17 protein-coding genes, 12 tRNA genes and 1 rRNA gene are annotated in these 17,523 nt (G+C 43.3%); 1 reads left to right on the top strand and 29 read right to left on the bottom strand.

Annotated features, from left to right (window positions below; genetic code table 11):
- Positions 1 to 2: 2 nt before the first annotated feature.
- The 11 genes from comGG to tgt all read right to left on the bottom strand — a co-directional run bounded on the left by comGG (position 3) and on the right by tgt (position 8,683).
- Entirely contained in the window at positions 3 to 416 is a 414-nt protein-coding gene (gene comGG, locus B7717_RS00200) for a competence type IV pilus minor pilin ComGG (protein ID WP_084943957.1), read from the bottom strand.
- Complete coding sequence (comGF, locus tag B7717_RS00195; RefSeq protein ID WP_084943956.1) at positions 394 to 855, bottom strand: competence type IV pilus minor pilin ComGF; 462 nt, start codon at positions 853 to 855, stop codon at positions 394 to 396. The genes comGG and comGF overlap by 23 nt, the downstream gene beginning before the upstream one ends.
- Complete coding sequence (comGE, locus tag B7717_RS00190) at positions 818 to 1,120, bottom strand: competence type IV pilus minor pilin ComGE (protein WP_162287124.1); 303 nt, start codon at positions 1,118 to 1,120, stop codon at positions 818 to 820. The genes comGF and comGE overlap by 38 nt, the downstream gene beginning before the upstream one ends.
- On the bottom strand, positions 1,083 to 1,517 hold the full coding sequence (comGD, locus tag B7717_RS00185) for a competence type IV pilus minor pilin ComGD (protein ID WP_162287123.1): 435 nt from the start codon (positions 1,515 to 1,517) through the stop codon (positions 1,083 to 1,085). Before comGD ends, comGE begins: the two co-directional genes overlap by 38 nt.
- Entirely contained in the window at positions 1,480 to 1,803 is a 324-nt protein-coding gene (comGC, locus tag B7717_RS00180) for a competence type IV pilus major pilin ComGC (protein WP_000735800.1), read from the bottom strand. Before comGC ends, comGD begins: the two co-directional genes overlap by 38 nt.
- A 1-nt stretch (position 1,804) precedes the next feature.
- Positions 1,805 to 2,821 (bottom strand): competence type IV pilus assembly protein ComGB, encoded by a 1,017-nt coding sequence (gene comGB / locus B7717_RS00175; protein WP_084943953.1) that lies wholly within the window; start codon positions 2,819 to 2,821, stop codon positions 1,805 to 1,807.
- On the bottom strand, positions 2,769 to 3,710 hold the full coding sequence (gene comGA / locus B7717_RS00170) for a competence type IV pilus ATPase ComGA (protein WP_084943952.1): 942 nt from the start codon (positions 3,708 to 3,710) through the stop codon (positions 2,769 to 2,771). Before comGA ends, comGB begins: the two co-directional genes overlap by 53 nt.
- 69 nt (positions 3,711 to 3,779) lie before the next feature.
- Positions 3,780 to 4,145 (bottom strand): DUF1033 family protein, encoded by a 366-nt coding sequence (locus tag B7717_RS00165; RefSeq protein WP_000286399.1) that lies wholly within the window; start codon positions 4,143 to 4,145, stop codon positions 3,780 to 3,782.
- Between the two features lie 152 nt (positions 4,146 to 4,297).
- Positions 4,298 to 5,449 carry an N-acetylglucosamine-6-phosphate deacetylase gene (nagA, locus tag B7717_RS00160; protein ID WP_001134442.1) on the bottom strand — a complete coding sequence of 384 codons (1,152 nt, stop codon included), beginning with the start codon at positions 5,447 to 5,449 and terminating at the stop codon, positions 4,298 to 4,300.
- Between the two features lie 140 nt (positions 5,450 to 5,589).
- Positions 5,590 to 7,407, bottom strand: coding sequence for an acyltransferase family protein (locus tag B7717_RS00155; RefSeq protein ID WP_084921487.1), 1,818 nt, complete (start codon positions 7,405 to 7,407; stop codon positions 5,590 to 5,592).
- 133 nt (positions 7,408 to 7,540) lie between these two features.
- On the bottom strand, positions 7,541 to 8,683 hold the full coding sequence (tgt, locus tag B7717_RS00150; protein WP_001285249.1) for a tRNA guanosine(34) transglycosylase Tgt: 1,143 nt from the start codon (positions 8,681 to 8,683) through the stop codon (positions 7,541 to 7,543).
- Positions 8,684 to 8,799: 116 nt separating this feature from the next.
- Here tgt and B7717_RS00145 point away from each other — a divergent pair, with 116 nt between their 5' ends.
- Positions 8,800 to 9,657 carry a DUF975 family protein gene (locus B7717_RS00145; protein WP_084943951.1) on the top strand — a complete coding sequence of 286 codons (858 nt, stop codon included), beginning with the start codon at positions 8,800 to 8,802 and terminating at the stop codon, positions 9,655 to 9,657.
- Between the two features lie 178 nt (positions 9,658 to 9,835).
- On the opposite strand, the gene B7717_RS00140 is transcribed toward B7717_RS00145, so the two are convergent.
- The 18 genes from B7717_RS00140 to rrf form a co-directional block, all read right to left on the bottom strand.
- Positions 9,836 to 11,062 carry a LysM peptidoglycan-binding domain-containing protein gene (locus tag B7717_RS00140; protein WP_084943950.1) on the bottom strand — a complete coding sequence of 409 codons (1,227 nt, stop codon included), beginning with the start codon at positions 11,060 to 11,062 and terminating at the stop codon, positions 9,836 to 9,838.
- A gap of 129 nt (positions 11,063 to 11,191) precedes the next feature.
- Positions 11,192 to 11,848, bottom strand: a complete 657-nt coding sequence (locus B7717_RS00135; RefSeq protein ID WP_049520638.1) for an HAD family hydrolase — start codon at positions 11,846 to 11,848, stop codon at positions 11,192 to 11,194.
- Between the two features lie 3 nt (positions 11,849 to 11,851).
- On the bottom strand, positions 11,852 to 13,132 hold the full coding sequence (locus B7717_RS00130) for an MATE family efflux transporter (protein WP_049501168.1): 1,281 nt from the start codon (positions 13,130 to 13,132) through the stop codon (positions 11,852 to 11,854).
- Between the two features lie 60 nt (positions 13,133 to 13,192).
- Positions 13,193 to 14,677 carry a threonine synthase gene (gene thrC / locus B7717_RS00125; RefSeq protein ID WP_084943949.1) on the bottom strand — a complete coding sequence of 495 codons (1,485 nt, stop codon included), beginning with the start codon at positions 14,675 to 14,677 and terminating at the stop codon, positions 13,193 to 13,195.
- Positions 14,678 to 14,752: 75 nt separating this feature from the next.
- The gene (locus B7717_RS00120) at positions 14,753 to 16,030 is read right to left on the bottom strand and encodes a glutamyl-tRNA synthetase (RefSeq protein WP_049478717.1); all 1,278 of its coding nucleotides are present in this window, start codon (positions 16,028 to 16,030) and stop codon (positions 14,753 to 14,755) included.
- Between the two features lie 183 nt (positions 16,031 to 16,213).
- Positions 16,214 to 16,297, bottom strand: a tRNA-Leu gene (locus B7717_RS00115).
- Positions 16,298 to 16,306: 9 nt separating this feature from the next.
- Positions 16,307 to 16,378: transfer RNA gene (locus B7717_RS00110), tRNA-Gln, on the bottom strand.
- A 13-nt stretch (positions 16,379 to 16,391) separates the two neighbouring features.
- Positions 16,392 to 16,464: transfer RNA gene (locus B7717_RS00105), tRNA-His, on the bottom strand.
- A 14-nt stretch (positions 16,465 to 16,478) separates the two neighbouring features.
- Positions 16,479 to 16,549, bottom strand: a tRNA-Trp gene (locus B7717_RS00100).
- 11 nt (positions 16,550 to 16,560) lie between these two features.
- Positions 16,561 to 16,641 (bottom strand) — tRNA-Tyr (locus tag B7717_RS00095).
- Positions 16,642 to 16,658: 17 nt separating this feature from the next.
- Positions 16,659 to 16,731 (bottom strand) — tRNA-Phe (locus B7717_RS00090).
- A gap of 3 nt (positions 16,732 to 16,734) precedes the next feature.
- Positions 16,735 to 16,808: transfer RNA gene (locus B7717_RS00085), tRNA-Met, on the bottom strand.
- An 11-nt stretch (positions 16,809 to 16,819) separates the two neighbouring features.
- A tRNA-Ser gene (locus tag B7717_RS00080) sits at positions 16,820 to 16,909 on the bottom strand.
- A gap of 6 nt (positions 16,910 to 16,915) precedes the next feature.
- Positions 16,916 to 16,987 (bottom strand) — tRNA-Glu (locus B7717_RS00075).
- A gap of 11 nt (positions 16,988 to 16,998) precedes the next feature.
- A tRNA-Ile gene (locus B7717_RS00070) sits at positions 16,999 to 17,072 on the bottom strand.
- A gap of 35 nt (positions 17,073 to 17,107) precedes the next feature.
- Positions 17,108 to 17,178, bottom strand: a tRNA-Gly gene (locus tag B7717_RS00065).
- Positions 17,179 to 17,183: 5 nt separating this feature from the next.
- A tRNA-Val gene (locus B7717_RS00060) sits at positions 17,184 to 17,256 on the bottom strand.
- Positions 17,257 to 17,361: 105 nt separating this feature from the next.
- A 5S ribosomal RNA gene (rrf, locus tag B7717_RS00055) occupies positions 17,362 to 17,477 on the bottom strand.
- Positions 17,478 to 17,523 lie beyond the last annotated feature (46 nt).

Raw genomic sequence — 17,523 nt, 5'->3', positions numbered from 1 at the left:
GACTAGGATTTGTCTTTCTTTTCAGGCTTTTCTTCTGATTTTTTCTTCTCTGCTTGATTGCTTGAATCAGTCGCTACCTCTTCCTTTTTAGCTGTTTTCTTTTCTTGGTTTTTCATCGGAGGAAAGAGAAATTCATAGTTGCCCTTATTCATACGAACACTTGTTGCAAAACCTGTTTTTGTATTGTGATACCTGACTTTTCCTAAGTTGAAGACTCGTTCCCCACTTTCTTGCTCAGCCTTATCTTTACTTCGCTTGGCCATGGCAAAAGCTGCCAACTTTTCTTTGTTTAGGGCAAAGTCTTTGTGATGGGCGACTTGCCGATTTAAATAAAACTGCAACAAAAGGCTAAAAATAGCTGCCATGGTAACTGCATATAAAAGAACGCCTGCCTTAACTTTTTGTTTTTTCCACACGATAGATGAACTCCCTTTCTAAGCCCTTTTGAAATTGGAAACGAAAGCGAACCAATTGATTTTCCTCTGTAATTCGAGCTGATTTGAGTCCATAAACCATAGGTTGGTAGCCCCGTCCGCTGGTATCCGTTTTTCGAAAATCATCCGATTTAGACTTCCCTATAGAGATATTCTTACCATCTTGTTTCATGTAGAGGCGATTGCCTTCTACCTTTTCAAACTGCGAACGCTCTAACTCTGCCTCCAGTTGATCCACAAACAAGAGCCACTCCTTTTGCTCGCTTTGCTGCTGGTAACGAACTTCTGAAATGAGGAGCTGACTCATAGCCTGAAAGAGGAGCAAGCCTCCGCTAATGACGATAAGGGCAATCAGAGATTCTAATAGAGTGAACGCTCTTACCTTACTGCTCTTTAAGGTCGAGCAACTTATCTGAACCATGGTAGACCTCCAATCCCTTTTCACTAGCAAACACCTGGATTTCCACTCCATTTACCCTCACTTGATTTTGACCTGTTTGCAAGGCCATCTTCGCCACACGCAAGACTTCTTCCTTTTGCAAGATTTCTGCCTCTTCTTGTCTATTTTTCTGAATTTGCCCCAAAAGAAGGGTCGCAATGCTGGCAAACACAGCCAAAGCTACTACTGCTTCTAGTAAGATCACTGCCCTAATTTGTTGTTTCCTTAATACGTTTAATTTTTCCATTTCCTAGATATAATTGATAGCGAATCACTCCTTTGCTGGTCTGAAATTCAACCTTAGCCAGGGACGAATTGCCCCCAGCTCGGTCAAATATAATGCTTTGTCCTGATGGTGCCTGAATGCCTTTAGGAACTGTCAACTTTTGACTGCCATTGCTAATGGTCTGTCCCTCTATGCTCAAACTTGTCTTTTGTTGACTAGCTACACTACGCTTTTGCGTTTCACGGTAGAGTTCTTCAAACTCCATAAAGAAAATCTGCTCCTCCACCGCTGCAAAACTTGACTGGATTGAGCCTGATAAGGCCAAAGCAATGATACTCACAAGTCCTAAAGCCAAGAGACTTTCAAACATGGTAAAGGCCTTAATCTGCAACAGTTTGACTTGTTTTTTGTTTTGCATGGTAGTCTTTATAAGCTTTAGCTTGCTCAGCTGTGATACGGCCGTCCGCTTGTAATTTGCTAAGGCTAGCATCTTCATTCTTGTCCAGACTATAGAGCTCTGCCTGGCTTTCTACGACCTTGACAACAGCAGCTTTTCCTTTATCATCTACGGCATCCTTTTGCTTGGTCAAATTGGGCACAAAGAGCAAGAGAAGAACACTGATGATGAGCAAGACCACTAGCATCTCTACCAAAGTGAAAGCTTTAACCTTGGCTTTTTTTAAATTTGTCATGAGTTTTTTCACTTTAAAAATTTACCTCCATATTTTGATACATGGGCATAAGCATTGCCGCATAAAGTAAAACGATAATCAGAGCCACAAAGATAAAAACCAGTGGCTGTACTAAGTTCATGGTACGATTAACTCGGGTAAAAAAGGCTTCCCAAGTTTTTTCAGCATAGATTTCCAACTCACTCCCCAGCTTGGACTTGACTTCCCCATACTCGATGATGAGACTCAACTCCTTTTTAAAGAAAGGATAGGTTCCTATAGTCTGAGAAAATTCGCGGCCATTTTGCAGGGCTTGAGCCAGATCTTGACCGATTTCTTTAAAGAGCTGGGAACCTTGTTCCTGCATGATCTGAAAAATCTGCGTCAGCTCCATTCCCTGCGAAATCATATTGCCCCATTCACGCGCGTAATAGGCCGTCAGATAGGTCTGGACAAAGATTCCTAGAAAGGGAACCCGTGCCAACATCGAGAAAACCCGCATCTTGGAACTTCTTTTGTAGAAAGTGAGGGCTAAAAGTAAAGATAGAGAGCAAACCAGCACTAGTCCCAGAAATATTTGTGGCAGATTGCCGATGATTTGAGTGGCAATATTGCTACTGTCCAGTTGGGGAAGTAGATAGTTTCTCAACCCCAGCATGATTAGCAGGAGAAATCCCAGCAAAATCAGGGGATAGGTCGCCACTTCGATTAACTTCTTCTTGACCTTGGCCAAATTATCCAGATATTCTTCTATCTTTGCCAAACTCAGGTGAAGATTCCCATGGACTTCAGCTAGGGATAACTGAGTGACAATAGCACTTGAAAAACCCAAGCTGTCCATCATTTCTGAGAAAGATTTCCCCTGAGACAATCCTTGGTGCATCTGGGCCACATAGTCCTTTTCCAGCAAAGCACTTCTGCCCAAGAAAGAAATAATTTCCACCAAATGAAAGCCACTGGAGAAGAGGTTGTTAAACAAGGTGATGATTTTCTTCTGCTTAGCTGTAGCTAATTTTTTCCGTTTCAGCCTGAAGACTTGTGATATGTCCATCTTTAAGAAGCTGATCAACCTGCTCATTCCAGCTAGTTGGCTGGTGTTCTTGATAGTCTTTGTTTGCAAAGTCAACGATTCCTCCTCCCCCGATTAATCTCTGGTAGCAGACTCCTTGCAGGACAACTGCTAGTTCCTCCTCCGTCACACCCAACTCCAGAAGGCGTTCATAAACACCTCGGATACTCTTGGCATGAATAGTTGAAAAGACTGTCGCCCCTGTCAAACTGGCTCTAACTACTGCACGCGCCGTCTCGCTATCCCGAATTTCACCAATAATCAAGAGGTCAGGACGATGCCGGAGAGACAGTTTGATGAGATTTTCATAGGTCAAGCCAATCGCTTCATTTAACTGCAACTGGAGCATGTCGTCCTGCTTGATTTCGACAGGATCTTCGATGGACATAACCTGTTGCCCCTTAAAAAGTGACTTGGCCAATTCGTGCATCAAGGTCGTCTTGCCACTTCCGACTGGACCTGCAAAGAGATAGAGTCCCCGTTGCCTGTACTGCTTGCCCAATTCTTTAATATCCTGAAACCAAAAATGCAAATCCTGCTCTTCATCGTGTAACAAACGAATAACCAAACTCTCATGTCCCCGATAATCTCCTACGGTAGACAAACGCAGAGAAGACACCTTCTCCCCATGCTGATAGTCGCAAGAGCCCAGCTGACTACGTCTCTTCTCCCCTACATTCATACCCGCTACAAACTTGAAATGACTAATCACAGCAGCTAAAACATCAAACTCATAGGAGTCAACGAGACACCGCTCGTCTCCAACCCGCATGTGAAGCTCGTAGGACTTTTCCTTGGGAATGAAATAGATATCCTGAGCCTTCTTTTCTTTCGCAGTAGCAATAATTTTCTGTGCAATTTCTTGTACCATACCGCCCTCCTTATCTAACTATTCGCAAAAAATTGAAAAAAATAAAAAGCAACTTTTAAAAGTTACTTTTTATCTCCATTTCATGCGGCAAGAACGGTGCTTTTCTTGACCTGTTTGTTTTTCGTAGCCTGGACGTAGCTTTTCATCGGGAATGACTTGCTCATCCTGTAAAAGTGCCAAAGAATGGTACTGTTGCAAATACTCATCACACTCATCACACCAGCGTTGGTCGGCAGGATCCCAAAAAATAGTCATCAAATCACTCCGACTCTTATAAAGAGGATTCTTCTTTTCCAGCTCAAACCAGCATGATTTATAATATTTTAGAGCATCATAATACTTGTCAAAAGATTGACTCATGATGACATCTTCTTCCCAACCTTCTATGAACCACCACGGTTCAAAATCCCCATACATTTCTATAACACGATACATTCTTACTACTTCCTTTGTATCGTATATTATATCTAATTTTTTATTACAAGAAAAGGATTTTGCTTGCCTTTCCCTTTAGGAAGACTTCTTTAAATAGCTTTTCAGCCTATCATAAAAATAGGAGTCCTTTATTGACCCCTATTTTTATCTTTTTAGGCTTGATAACGTTTCACACCATCTAGGTAGGTTGCTACCAATTCCAAATCTTTATCTAATACGATAAAGTCGGCGTCGTAACCTTCACGGATTTGACCACAGACATCATCGATGTGAACAGATTTTGCTGGGTTGAGGCTGGCCATCATGACTGCTTCATGCGGATTCGCAATGCCCCATTCGACCACATTCTTCAAACCATCTTTGAGTTTAAGGATAGAACCTGCCAAATTGCCTGTCGATTTGAGGCGAGCAGTTCCATTAGCAACAACTACTGGGAATTCTCCCAACATGTAATCTCCATCTTCCAAGCCACCAGCTGTCATACAGTCTGTGATAAGGGCGATATTTTCAGTTCCTTTTTGCTTGAGCAAAATATCACAGGCCTTTGGATCTACGTGGTGACCGTCACAGATCAACTCTGCATAAGTATGTGGCAATTCATACATGGCTCCCACCATACCGAGCTCACGGTGAGTCAACCCACGCATCCCATTGTAGGCATGTACCCAAACACTCGCTCCAGCGTCGACTGCTTTTTTAGCTTCATCAAAAGTCGCATTGGAGTGCCCAAGAGCAACGGTCACTCCTTCACCCGTAATCGTACGAACAAAGTCTTCTACACCTTCGCGTTCTGGCGCAAGGGCGATTTTATTGAGCAGGCCATTGGCTGCTTTTTGCCAAGCACGAAACTCATCCATACGAGGGTCTTTCATATAGGCAGGGTTTTGGGCTCCTTTGTATTTCTCTGTGAAATACGGACCTTCAAAATAGATCCCACGAATCTTGGCTCCACTTGCTTCCTGGTAACGAGCACCGATATTTTCAGTTACTGCAAGCAACTGCTCGTAAGAGGAAGTCAAGGTCGTTGGCAAGAAGCTGGTAACACCCGTGCTAAGCAATCCTTCACTCATGGTATGAAGGGTTCCTTCGATGTTATTATCCATGACATCCACACCACCAAATCCATGAATATGGGTATCCACAAGTCCTGGGGCAATGCTATAACCTGTATAGTCAATCACCTCAGCTCCCTCGGGAATCTGTTCTACATGTTTGCCAAACTTGCCATCCACAAGTTCCAAGTAACCGCCACGACGAACTCCGTGTGGGTAGAAAAACTGATCCGCTTTAATATAATTAGGCATAATGATAACCTCCTTGATAGATTGATTCTAGAATTTATTATGTCAATTACATTATAAACCTTTCTTTTTCATTTGTAAATGGTATAGACCTATTTTCTAGAGATATTTTAAAAGAGCTGGATTTTTCCAACTCTTTAATTTTATTTTGATTTTACAGGCAGTTCTTGAGCAGCCTTTACAGCAGCTGCAATCGTCTCTGCGTAAAGTTTAGCACCTTCTTCAATCATGTTGCTATCATTTCCAAAGTGGACTTGGTCGGTTCCAGCCCAGATTTCAGGATGTTCCTTAGCAACCTTATTCCAGTCAGCGATGCTCACGTAAGGATTCTTTTCAGCTAATTCCCGTGCATAAGCCGCATACTGCTCCACTGATGTGTAAGTGTCCTTGCTCTTGTCTCCCTCATAAGGTGTCACCAGTATCAGATGGTGTCCTTTCGGTAGATTGTTCACGATGCTGTCCAAATCATTCTTGTAACCTTCAGGATTGTTGACTCCCGTTGCAATGACAACTGTTTTTAGCAGCGCCTTGTTCTGACTGTTATTGAGCATGATGTCATTGGCTTGCTTGGTCGTTCGGCTAACCTGGGCATTGATATTCGCTTCAGGGAGTGCCTCTTGTAAGGCTGTATTGGCACGCAAGGCTACCGAATCTCCTATTAGGCTTGTTCCCTCAGAAATTCCTAGGCGACTCAGTTCAGCTTGTTCAGCAAGAGTCTTTGTTTGTCCTATATTGGTCTGGGCTTGTTTGAAACCATTGACCATCAAGTCTGTCTCAAAAGCTCCAACCTGAGGAGCCACAGCTATGATAATCAAGGTAAGCAAGGTAAGAATGCCAGCACCAGTAGCACTAATTGGTTTAATATGAGGTAATCGACTAATCTTCCGTATTAAAGGATTGGATTTACCGGCAATCAACGGCTCAATAATATAGAAGGATAGGATAGCAAAGAAATAAGAAAAGATGATCGTCAGAATAACAGCAGGCAGATTACTCATCAAGTGAGAAAAGATAATATAAAAAGGCCAGTGGAAGAGATAAACCGCATAGCTGGTATCCGCTAAAAATGTAATGATCCGAGGTTCTTGTATCTCAGGCGTTTTCTCATGCAAGACACGCGCAGCAAAAATCATGGTCACTGCCGCTAAACTTGCTAGCAAGAAACCAAATAAGTACGCAAACAGGTAGGTGAACTTGACAAAGAAAGTCAAGAGCATTAACACCAAGAGACCTGCAGCAAATACCAGTAGATTCTGACGAATATCCCACATCCGATCAAACTGCTTGACTAAATCGCTCGTCTGACGAACCCCCACAACCGTCGCCAAAATGCTTCCTAAAAAGAAGGGATAGACATGGGTCAAACTTGAAAAGTAGACAGATGAATAGGAACTCGCCATTAGACTACCAATAAACATGGAGAAAAAGCTAATGATAAAAGCTCCAGCAGAAAGGAGAAAGACCATCCCTCTCAATTGACTACTAGATTTTGAACGTTTCGATAAAAACCAAACCGCTAAGCCCCAAAGGATATAGTAGTGAACCTCAACAGCTAGGCTCCAGTTGTGAACAAAGAGATGCGGAATGAACTGGGATTCATAACTTCCCCCTGTTAACATTTCGTAGAAGTTGGTCATAAAACCGAGAACTCCAGCAACCTGGCCACCAATTCCAGCAACATAGTCTTGACGAACCAAGAAAGTAAAAGGCATGGTCACCAAAACCATCAGCACCACAGGTGGCACGATGCGGTAAAACCGTCTCTTAAAAAAGCCCAGCAAATCGATCTGGCGTGCCTTCCCAAATTCTTCTAAAAGGAGGGAGGTGATCAAAAATCCTGAAAAAGTGAAAAAGACATCTACCCCAAAGAATCCTCCAGGAAAGATCGTTTGAAAGAAGTGGTACAAAAGCACCAAAAGTAAACCTGTAATCCTAATCAAGGAAAACCATTTAATACGCATACGAGTCTATTCTCCATTAAATTAGGAAGCAAAACACCACCTAATTTCCATTCCATTATACTCCCTATTCTATCAAAAAAATAGGAAAAATCCTAAGAGAAAACTTAGGATTTTGGCATTCTATTTTTACACTTTAAAAATTGCGCCCTGACTTATTGTAACCATATTTTTCCACAAAATACTCACGAAATTCCAAGAGATTGTCATCCATGATGGCTTGACGGACCTGCTTCATGAGGTTGAGCAAGAAGTAGAGATTGTGGTAGCTAGTCAAGCGGATACCAAAGGTTTCGTCAGCCTTGAGCAGGTGGCGAAGATAAGCGCGTGTATAGTTCTTACATGTGTAGCAATCACACTCAGGATCCAGTGGCGTAAAGTCTTCAGCGAATTGGGCATTCTTGACAACCAAACGACCTTGGCTGGTCATACAAGTTCCGTTACGAGCGATACGAGTCGGCAAGACACAGTCAAACATATCCACACCACGAATGACCCCATCGATCAAGCTGTCTGGCGCTCCGACACCCATCAAATAGCGAGGTTTATTTTCAGGGAGAAGCTGGGTTGTGAAATCCAAGACGGCATTCATTTCTTCGTGCGTTTCTCCCACAGCCAAACCACCGATAGAGTATCCAGGGAAATCCATGCTGACAAGGTCATGAGCTGACTGACGGCGAAGGTCTTCAAATCCTGCCCCCTGCACAATTCCAAACAAACCTTGATCCTGTGGACGACGGTGAGCCTTCAAACCACGCTCAGCCCAACGACTGGTACGCTCGATGGATTTCTTAACGTAGTCGTAAGGTTGGTAAAACTGAGGACATTCGTCAAAGGACATCATGATGTCTGAGCCCAGATTATTCTGAATAGAGATGGCCTTTTCTGGCGATAGGAACATCTTGGAACCATTGAGATGGTTTTTAAAAGTTACTCCTTCTTCGGTGATATTACGACTATCTGCTAGGGAATAAACCTGGAAACCACCACTATCCGTCAAGATTGGTTGGTCCCAGTTCATAAATTTGTGGAGACCACCTGCGCGTGCGATGAGTTCATCTCCAGGACGAAGCCAGAGATGATAAGTATTAGACAGGATAATTCCTGATCCCATCTCCTTCAACTCCTCTGGTGACTGGGTCTTGACAGTAGCTTGGGTCCCAACCGGCATAAACATAGGTGTCGGGAAGGTGCCGTGAGGGGTGATGATTTCTCCCAGACGAGCTCCCGTGTGTTTTTCTTTCTTAATCAAACGGTATTTGATTGGTGAATCTGACATTTTTTACCTCCGAAGCTGGGAAAAACAGTCCCAGTTCATACTTTGCGCCCAAAGGCATACTGTATGATTTTATCAAAAAAAGCTGGAACTGTCACGAACTATGGTATAATGAGAGAATGAAATACCCAAAAATTGATTTAAAAACCATTCGTCTGCAGACGAGGCAATTTCAGGCTGAAAATCCCCGCCTCCTTCTGGTCTATCTCCTTCCTAGTATGTTGGTCATCTTGTCAGGCTTTCTCAACCCCTTGGCTCGTCTCCAAGAAAGTGTTTTAGAGCAATCCTTTTTCAGCATGCTGGCACAAGTTCTCCAAGCCTATCTCTTCCCGCTAGTGGTTTCTTTTATGAGCGCTATTTTTCTAGCAGGTGCTGCCTTTGCGACACTCAGACTCCTCAAGGATCCTGATACGGAACTCTCAGTAAAATCTAGTCTAGCCCTCTTTGCTGAAGAGCGCTTCTCGCAGGCCTTCCTGACCCTACTCCTCAAACGTTTCTACCTTTTTTTATGGAGCATTCCAAACTTAGTAGGCGTTTATTTTCTTTTTTATAGCAATCTCTTGGCTCGGAGATTTGTCGCCCTACATCCTGAATTTCCAAAATTAGACCTCTCATCCGTTGAAACGGAGCAATTCCTTATGGCCTTTGGACTCTACTTTTTCGCGAGCCTCATCTTGATGATTGTAGGAAATGCCCTCTATATCCCGCAACATTACGCTTACTCGCAGGTAGAATTCCTCCTCTGCGACACTCTAGATTTAGGACAGGCTAAACCCCGTCAAATCCTGAAAACCAGCCGTTTCTTGATGAAGGGTTACAAATTTCAACGCTTTGTCCTCGACTTACAACTACTTCCTTGGTACTTCCTCAATTGGATCACTTTTGGAATTGCTAGTTTTTCAATCCTTCCCTATATCCAAAACAATCATATCTTCTTTTACAGAGCCCTACTAGCCCGTAAACGTCGAAATGGATAAGAGCATACAAAAACCAGCGTCGCTCAGGACGCTGGTTTTCTTATTTCAAAAGTAACATACTCAGCAGAGTCAAAATAGCAGGCCCACCTTGCTTCAGAATAATCTTCCCATTCCCCTGAAACTATCACACAAAAAAAGAAGCGGGAACTTAATCAGTTCCCAACTTCCATTTTAATGATTAGTTCATTGAAATGTGAACGTGGTCATAGTGGTTTTCGGTTACGCTACCACGGTCTGGCATTGGATTCCACGTGTAGGCTGGTCCATATTTACTATCGTATGGAGCGTAGAAACGTTGTTTCCAGATGATATAATTGATGCCACGGCTAGCCATATTTTGGACTGCATATTCTGCAATTCGATCTCCGAGTGCTGAACTCACTGGAACCATGAAGTCGATGGCCAAACCTTTACCATGGTCCCCACTGTCACCAGGACGGTAACCACTAAAGGATGTGATGCCAAACAAGTTGGCGATTTCTTCCTTAAAGGCTGCAGTTTGTGGTTGAAGACCAGCATTCTCAGACTTAGCTACAGCAAGTCCTGCATAGTCAGGAGCTGCTGGAGCTGAATAAGTTCTTGAAGGAGTTTGGCTTTGCTCTGCTTGATAAGTCGAAGTTGCAGTGTCAGAAGTTGCTGTTGATGCTGCTTCTGTTGCACTTGATCCTGTTGTATCAGCAGGTGTTTCAGTTGCTGGAGCTGAATAAGTTCTTGAAGGAGTTTGGCTTTGCTCTGCTTGATAAGTCGACGTTGCAGCGTCAGAAGTTGCTGTTGTTGCTGCTGTTGCACTTGTTCCTCTTGTATCAGCAGGCGTTTCTGCTACTGGTGCTTCCGCTGGAGTCGTTTCAGCTGTTTCTTCAGCTACAGGTGTTTCTGTAAATGGTGTCTCTTCAGCAACTGTCGCTGTCTCAGAAACTTCTGAACTTGGCGCTACTTCTGCTGGTTTTTCAGTCTCTGTTGCAGTTGGAGCTTCCTCAATTGGTTGAGAAAGGTCTTCTACTTGAACTGTTTGTTCATCAACTGTCACTTGATTTGTCGTCAAATCAGCTGTCGCAGTCTTCACTTCTTCACTAGCATCTGCTTGAGGAGCTTGGATTTCAACTTCCGTTACCTCTTCTTCCTCATTGACAGTTGTAGTGAGGACAGTATCTGGGAAAATCAAGTCCATATTGGTAATTTTGTTCAAATTAGCAAGAACCGTTACATCTACTCCCAAAGCTTCTGCAATCGTGCTCAGGGTATCACCATACTGAACTGTATAGCTGTTTTTGTTCTCGTTTTTCGTCACATCATTTTGGATTTGCTCAACGCTACGTGCTGTCCAAGAGATTTCTTGAGCTTTAGCTCCTAATGCGGGAGCAAGAGACAAGGCTACTGTTGAGGCTAAAATTATTCTTTTCTTCATTCGTTCATATTCCTTTCAAATGAGTACCTGTCTATCATAACACAAAAAAAGCAGAAAAAAAGCCCTCTCGGGCCTATTTAACAGAACTGTCTATTCCTTGTAACAAACTCGATTACTTGAAATAGTTTGTTAGGTTTCTGTCACAAAACTGACACAATCTTCTCGTCCCCAATCCTCAAAAATATGAGGAATATCTGCTAACTCTTGAATCATGTGATTCCCTTCATAAGACGACTCTAAAAAATTGATGCTTTGAAGGCCGCTATTCTGAGCAAATTCCACATCCAAAGTCCGGTCTCCTATATAGTAGGTGTTCTCAGGATCCAACTCATACTTGTCTAGCAGATAGGTCGCCGCTTCTGGACTGGGCTTGCGCGCAAAGCCACTCTGACTGGTTAAAATCTCTTTGAAATAGGATTCCAACCCCAAGTCTCTTAAAATAGTAAGCGCATTGTCTCCCTTATGAGTATAGACAAACTGCTGAATCCCTGCTTCGTCTGCCCAAGCCAAAACTTCACGCGCACCTGGCATCAAAACTACCTGGGCATTTTTCTCAGACAGGCTCTGAGCACGCACCTGGTTGAGCACTTCCGCATCCAGGTTTCTCTCTTCAGCCACCTGCTCCAGCAAATCCTGCACAGAAAACTTGAGGATAAACTCTCTCATTTTTTCCTTATCATAAGGAATAGAAAATTGAGCAAAGGTCTCCTCAATCCCTGACAAAATCGCTTCGTAAGAGTCCAATAAAGTCCCGTCTAAATCCCAAATAAAAGCTGTTTTTTGCATCTCCTATCCTTTCAAGCTCATATAACGCTGGTAACGGTAATGTAGAAATAACCAACGGAAACCATTATCCAAGAGAGTCCCTGTCCAAATACCAGGTAAGCCCCAACCAAGAACAATACCCATCAGATAAGCTGTGCCAATTCGGATACACCACATCCCAATACTTGTCGCATAAAAGGGGAGGCGAGCATTTCCCAATCCCTGCCAAACTGCCGTATATATAACTGTCCCTGTCGCCATGGGGGTTCCTAGTAGGGAGAACAGTGCCACCAAAACGCTCGCTTCGACCGCTACAGGATCGGTCGTATAGAGATGAGTCAATGGTGTCCCCAAGGCATAGATACTGAGTGTTAAGGGCAACATAAGAAGCAGGGAAAGCCAAAAGGTTTGCTTGCTCAAATCATCTACTCTTTCCCAGTTATCCTCTCCAACTGCTCGAGCTACCTGCATGACCGTCGCCGTAGCGACGCCAAAGGCAGGCATATAGTTAAACTGGGTCAAGACTTCTCCGACTGCATTCCCCGCTACTGCCTCCGTCCCAAAAGAAACAACCAAGGCAATGATCACTACATCTCCAGCCCGCATCATGAGACGTTCTCCTGCTGCTGGCAATGCCAAGGTCAGTAAGTCTTTATCGAGTCCAAAAGTCGGTTTCTCAAAAGGAAGCTTTAATTGCGACCACAAAATCACAAGACCGACTAAGCGAGACAAGATAGTCCCCCAAGCAACACCAGCTATCCCCATATCAAGGACAAAAATAGCTAGACTTGAAAAAAGAATATTCAAGGCATTGGATAAAAGACTAACATAGAGAGGTAGACGCGGATTATGCGTTGCACGAATCAAGGCACCTAGACTCGTCATCAAGCCCAAGAGAACAATCGATCCACCCACCAAAGATAGGTAGAGCCCACCACTCTCGGCCACATCCTGCTCAGTTCCCAAGAGCCCTATCATCTCTTGCCCAGCAAAGAGCGATAAGGCGCCTAAAAGTGCACTCAGCAATAGGGTTATCTTGAGAGCCTCTGTCACGTGATAAGCCAACTTGGACTGATCTTTCTGCCCCAAACTTTTTGAAATAACGCTGGAAATAGCAGCTCCTAGAGCGATAAAAATCGCCTGATAAATGGTGATAATATTGCCAGCAACTGAAACACCTGAAATGGCGATTAAGCCCAAGTGAGCGACCAAATAACTGTCCACCATTCCCATGAGCATCTGCAAAAAGTTTTCACCCATAGCTGGCAATGCAATATTAAGAATGTCTTTATTTTTCTTAAACAATCTCTCCTCCTGATGAAAAGAAACTCAGTTGGTTTCCCAACCGAGTTTACTCCCTCTGTCTTAAAGTCCTAGATAAGTCTCCACCGCTGCTTGCATGTCAGCAGCTGCCACTGTTGTTTTATGACGAACCGGAGCTGTTTCAAGGCCATCAACCGCTGGTGGCACTGCCACTCCTGAAATGTCATGTAATTGAGCCAAGGCTTCAAAGTCAGTCAAGCCTGCTTTTCCTGTTACCGCTTCTACGGCAACCACTGGGAACTTGTAGGGACTAGCAGTTGAAGCAATCACTGTCTTAGTCGCATCCCCAGTAGCCGCTTGGTATTTTCTATAAACAGCTGAGGCAACCGCCGTATGTGGATCCTCGATATAGGCATCTGTATCATAAACACGTTTAGTTTCTGCCGCAGTTTCTTCCTCAGTCGCATATTCAGCTGCAAAGAGTTCCAGAATCGCTGCATCAAAGTCTGTCAATTCATATTGTCCTTGTGTACTCAAAGCATTCATGAGTTCAGCTGTCTTAACCGCATCATTCCCCAAAAGATGGAAAATTAAACGCTCTAAGTTTGAAGATACTAGGATATCCATAGATGGGCTAGTCGTTACCTTAAACTCACGTTTCTTATCGTAAACACGTGTTTTGAAGAAGTCTGTCAAGACATTGTTGTCATTTGAAGCACAGACTAATTTACCAACTGGCAGACCAATTTGCTTGGCATAAAAGGCAGCCAAGATATTTCCAAAGTTTCCAGTTGGTACTGTGAAGTTGACCTTTTCACCAGCCACAATCTCACCAGACTTGACCAACTGAGCGTAGGCATAAACATAATAAACAATCTGTGGTACCAAACGACCAATGTTCATAGAGTTAGCTGATGAAAATTGCAGTTTATTGGCAGCCAATTTTTCACGAAGAGCTACATCGTTAAACATATGTTTCACATTTGTTTGTGCATCATCAAAGTTTCCATCAATAGCGATAACATGAGTATTGTCGCCAGTCTGAGTAGTCATTTGCAACTCTTGTACCTTGCTGACACCATCTTTTGGATAAAAGACGATAATCTCAGTTCCAGGCACATCCGCAAACCCTGCCATAGCAGCTTTTCCAGTATCACCAGATGTCGCTGTCAAAATGACAATCTTGTTCTCCAAACCATGCTTTTTAGCGGCTGTCGTCATAAAGTATGGCAAGATAGACAAGGCCATATCTTTAAAGGCAATCGTTGAACCATGGAACAATTCCAAGTTGTATTGCCCATCCAGTTTCACCAATGGCGCAATAGCTGGAGTATCAAACTTGCTATCGTAGGCATTGTTGATACAGTAGTCCAACTCCTCAGCCGTAAAGTCATCTAAAAATGCTGATAAAACTAATTTAGCCACTTCTTGGTAAGAAGCATCTTTTAATGTGTCAAAGTCCAAATCCACCTTTGGATAAGTAAGCGGAGTAAACAGACCACCATCCGTCGCCAAACCTTGCAAAATAGCTTGGCTGGCAGTTACTGTATTATTGGCATCACGCGTTGATTGATAAACTAATGTCATGAATCTCTATCCTTTATCTATAGTCTCTTCCATTATATCACGATTTTTCAGAAAATTCTCCCTTTATAAGAGAAATTATAATCCCAATTCTTTCTTCAAAGGCTCTAAATAAACCATTTCTTGCTTATCTCTTTTCTCCAGTCCTTCCTCAGCTAGGATGAGTAAGTCTTTAGAAAACTCGAGAACCGCAGCTTCTTCTTCATCTGTGAGTTGTTTTTTAGAAAATTGTCGTCTTAAAAGCTTATAATCACGACCAAATGTGGTAAAAAATGGTGCAGATTGCAAGTAAGCTTCTAACTTGTCTAAATTGAGCAACAAACCCAAATGAAAAGCCGCCGCAGCAAAGGTACGATTCAAGGGTTGCGTACAGACACTACGAAACTCAACTGTTCCTCGAGTCGTTAAGTCTTGGTACTGGTAACTACGATGAGTTTGGAAATCCTCCTCCTGAGGATGAATTAACACCTCATCCCCATTAAGGGTAAATGCTTGGATTTCAGGTGTAGCCAAATAGTCCCTAGCCTGAATCGGATAAAAATAATAGGTCTGCCCACCACGCTCCGCAGTAAAAATCGCAGAATGATCTAGATAATCAAAAAAATCATTCTCATCTTTGAAGAGTCTGGCATTGACGCCTACATTTTCAGGATAAATCCCGTGCATGGATTCTTCCCAAAAAATATCCCTTGAAATCTTAGTATCCCAATCTTCCCCTGAAAACTCAGAATTGGCAAATAAAAAGGCTTTTGCAGCTTCAATTTGCGTAAAAGCATTGATAACCCGCAAGTAGTTGGACTTTGAAACGTCCAGTTGAACCTGACTTCCACAGATAAAGGCACCATACTCAGGGAAATGATGTAAATCTGATTTAGTTACATTTCTACTCAAATTCAGATAATCCATCAACATCTGATAGCGGGGATAAGCCACTGGACAATTCTCATTTTTATCCCAGTTGGGATGAATGCCGCAGCCAACAATAGCATGGTTAGCTTCACCCAACTTATTCTGAATCGTAGCCATATAGAAGTTAAAGCGTTCTTCTACCTCTTGGATAGATTCGGCCTTTCCGAATGCAAACTCAATCGTCGTATAAGCAACCTCAAACAAGATCGTATCTTGGCTGACTGGATCAAGCAACTGAATTGGATTCCCAAAATCATCCACTTTTTCGATAGTGAAGCCCAATACTGATGGTAAATACCGAAAGAGATCCTTAACAACTTCACCATCTGTAGCTTCACCCTCTAAATTTACAATAGGATATTCTAACTCAATCCCAATAAATAAATCTGGGTTCTCTTTTATATTCTTTAAGTAACGTTTCTTTAGTAATTCAACAGACCGAGACATTAATCACCAAACTCTTTCATAATCAAAATAAATTGTGAATAAGTAATATTATACCAAAAATACACTAAAAATGATTAGAATAAGAAGAAAAAGATGATTCATCAGTTATCTGTACTTAAAGAAAAATATCAAAATCTTCACCAAATCAAAAAACAAGGTCCGAAAACCTTGTCTTTATTACTATACCGGCGGCCGGGGTCGAACCGGCACGTCCTTGCGGACACTGGATTTTGAGTCCAGCGCGTCTGCCAATTCCGCCACGCCGGCAAATAGTAACTGGGGTAGCTGGATTCGAACCAACGCATGAGGGAGTCAAAGTCCCTTGCCTTACCGCTTGGCTATACCCCAATAATATAAAATAGGCGAGTGATGGGGATCGAACCCACGCATGCCAGAGCCACAATCTGGTGTGTTAACCACTTCACCACACCCGCCATAATCATATTAACACGGGCAGTAGGAATTGAACCCACACTGAAGGTTTTGGAGACCTTAGTTCTACCTTTAAACTATGCCCGTAACTAAAGTAATGGAAGGGGAGGGATTCGAACCCCCGAACCCGAAGGAGCGGATTTACAGTCCGCCGCGTTTAGCCTCTTCGCTACCCTTCCAAGTTATAAATAAAATATGGCGCGAGACGGAATCGAACCGCCGACACATGGAGCTTCAATCCATTGCTCTACCAACTGAGCTACCGAGCCAAATTGCGGGAGCAGGATTTGAACCTACGACCTTCGGGTTATGAGCCCGACGAGCTACCGAGCTGCTCCATCCCGCGTTAATATAAAAAGGAGGATGTGGGATTCGAACCCACGCACGCTTTTACACGCCTGACGGTTTTCAAGACCGTTCCCTTCAGCCGGACTTGGGTAATCCTCCAATAAATAGTCCGTACGGGATTCGAACCCGTGTTACCGCCGTGAAAAGGCGGTGTCTTAACCCCTTGACCAACGGACCATATTTATAAATGGGCACGAGTGGACTCGAACCACCGACCTCACGCTTATCAGGCGTGCGCTCTAACCACCTGAGCTACGCGCCCAAGTTTAAAAAACTTGGTAATTGAACAAAGTTCAAAGCGGGTGACGAGAATCGAACTCGCGACAACAGCTTGGAAGGCTGTAGTTTTACCACTAAACTACACCCGCTAAAATGGGAGTTAACGGGATCGAACCGCTGACCCTCTGCTTGTAAGGCAGATGCTCTCCCAGCTGAGCTAAACTCCCAAAGGGCGGAGTCTAGCTCAGCCAACGGTAAGAAACTTCGTTTCTCTCATCCGCCGATTGTAATTTCGATTTCCTCTCAATTACAACTGAGCTAAACTCCCTCGAGCTAAGCGACTTCCATATCTCACAGGGGGCAACCCCCAACTACTTCCGGCGTTCTAGGGCTTAACTGCTGTGTTCGGCATGGGTACAGGTGTATCTCCTAGGCTATCGTCACTTAACTCTGAGTAATACCTACTCAAAATTGAATATCTATCAAATACCAAG

It is taken from the genome of Streptococcus oralis subsp. oralis (assembly GCF_002096495.1).
In the GTDB taxonomy this organism is placed as follows: domain Bacteria; phylum Bacillota; class Bacilli; order Lactobacillales; family Streptococcaceae; genus Streptococcus; species Streptococcus oralis_CU.
Note: the sequence above shows the minus strand (reverse complement) of the source record. Positions and strands in the feature narration are given on the sequence as shown.

Bases quoted from the DNA above. Each gene is read 5' to 3' on its own strand.
- comGF (WP_084943956.1), bottom strand. From the start codon at position 855: ATGGTTCAGATAAGTTGCTCGACCTTAAAGAGCAGTAAGGTAAGAGCG.
- comGE (WP_162287124.1), bottom strand. From the start codon at position 1,120: ATGGAAAAATTAAACGTATTAAGGAAACAACAAATTAGGGCAGTGATC.
- comGD (WP_162287123.1), bottom strand. From the start codon at position 1,517: ATGCAAAACAAAAAACAAGTCAAACTGTTGCAGATTAAGGCCTTTACC.
- comGB (WP_084943953.1), bottom strand. From the start codon at position 2,821: ATGGACATATCACAAGTCTTCAGGCTGAAACGGAAAAAATTAGCTACA.
- comGA (WP_084943952.1), bottom strand. From the start codon at position 3,710: ATGGTACAAGAAATTGCACAGAAAATTATTGCTACTGCGAAAGAAAAG.
- B7717_RS00165 (WP_000286399.1), bottom strand. From the start codon at position 4,145: ATGTATCGTGTTATAGAAATGTATGGGGATTTTGAACCGTGGTGGTTC.
- nagA (WP_001134442.1), bottom strand. From the start codon at position 5,449: ATGCCTAATTATATTAAAGCGGATCAGTTTTTCTACCCACACGGAGTT.
- B7717_RS00155 (WP_084921487.1), bottom strand. From the start codon at position 7,407: ATGCGTATTAAATGGTTTTCCTTGATTAGGATTACAGGTTTACTTTTG.
- tgt (WP_001285249.1), bottom strand. From the start codon at position 8,683: ATGTCAGATTCACCAATCAAATACCGTTTGATTAAGAAAGAAAAACAC.
- B7717_RS00145 (WP_084943951.1), top strand. From the start codon at position 8,800: ATGAAATACCCAAAAATTGATTTAAAAACCATTCGTCTGCAGACGAGG.
- B7717_RS00140 (WP_084943950.1), bottom strand. From the start codon at position 11,062: ATGAAGAAAAGAATAATTTTAGCCTCAACAGTAGCCTTGTCTCTTGCT.
- B7717_RS00135 (WP_049520638.1), bottom strand. From the start codon at position 11,848: ATGCAAAAAACAGCTTTTATTTGGGATTTAGACGGGACTTTATTGGAC.
- thrC (WP_084943949.1), bottom strand. From the start codon at position 14,677: ATGACATTAGTTTATCAATCAACGCGTGATGCCAATAATACAGTAACT.
- B7717_RS00120 (WP_049478717.1), bottom strand. From the start codon at position 16,030: ATGTCTCGGTCTGTTGAATTACTAAAGAAACGTTACTTAAAGAATATA.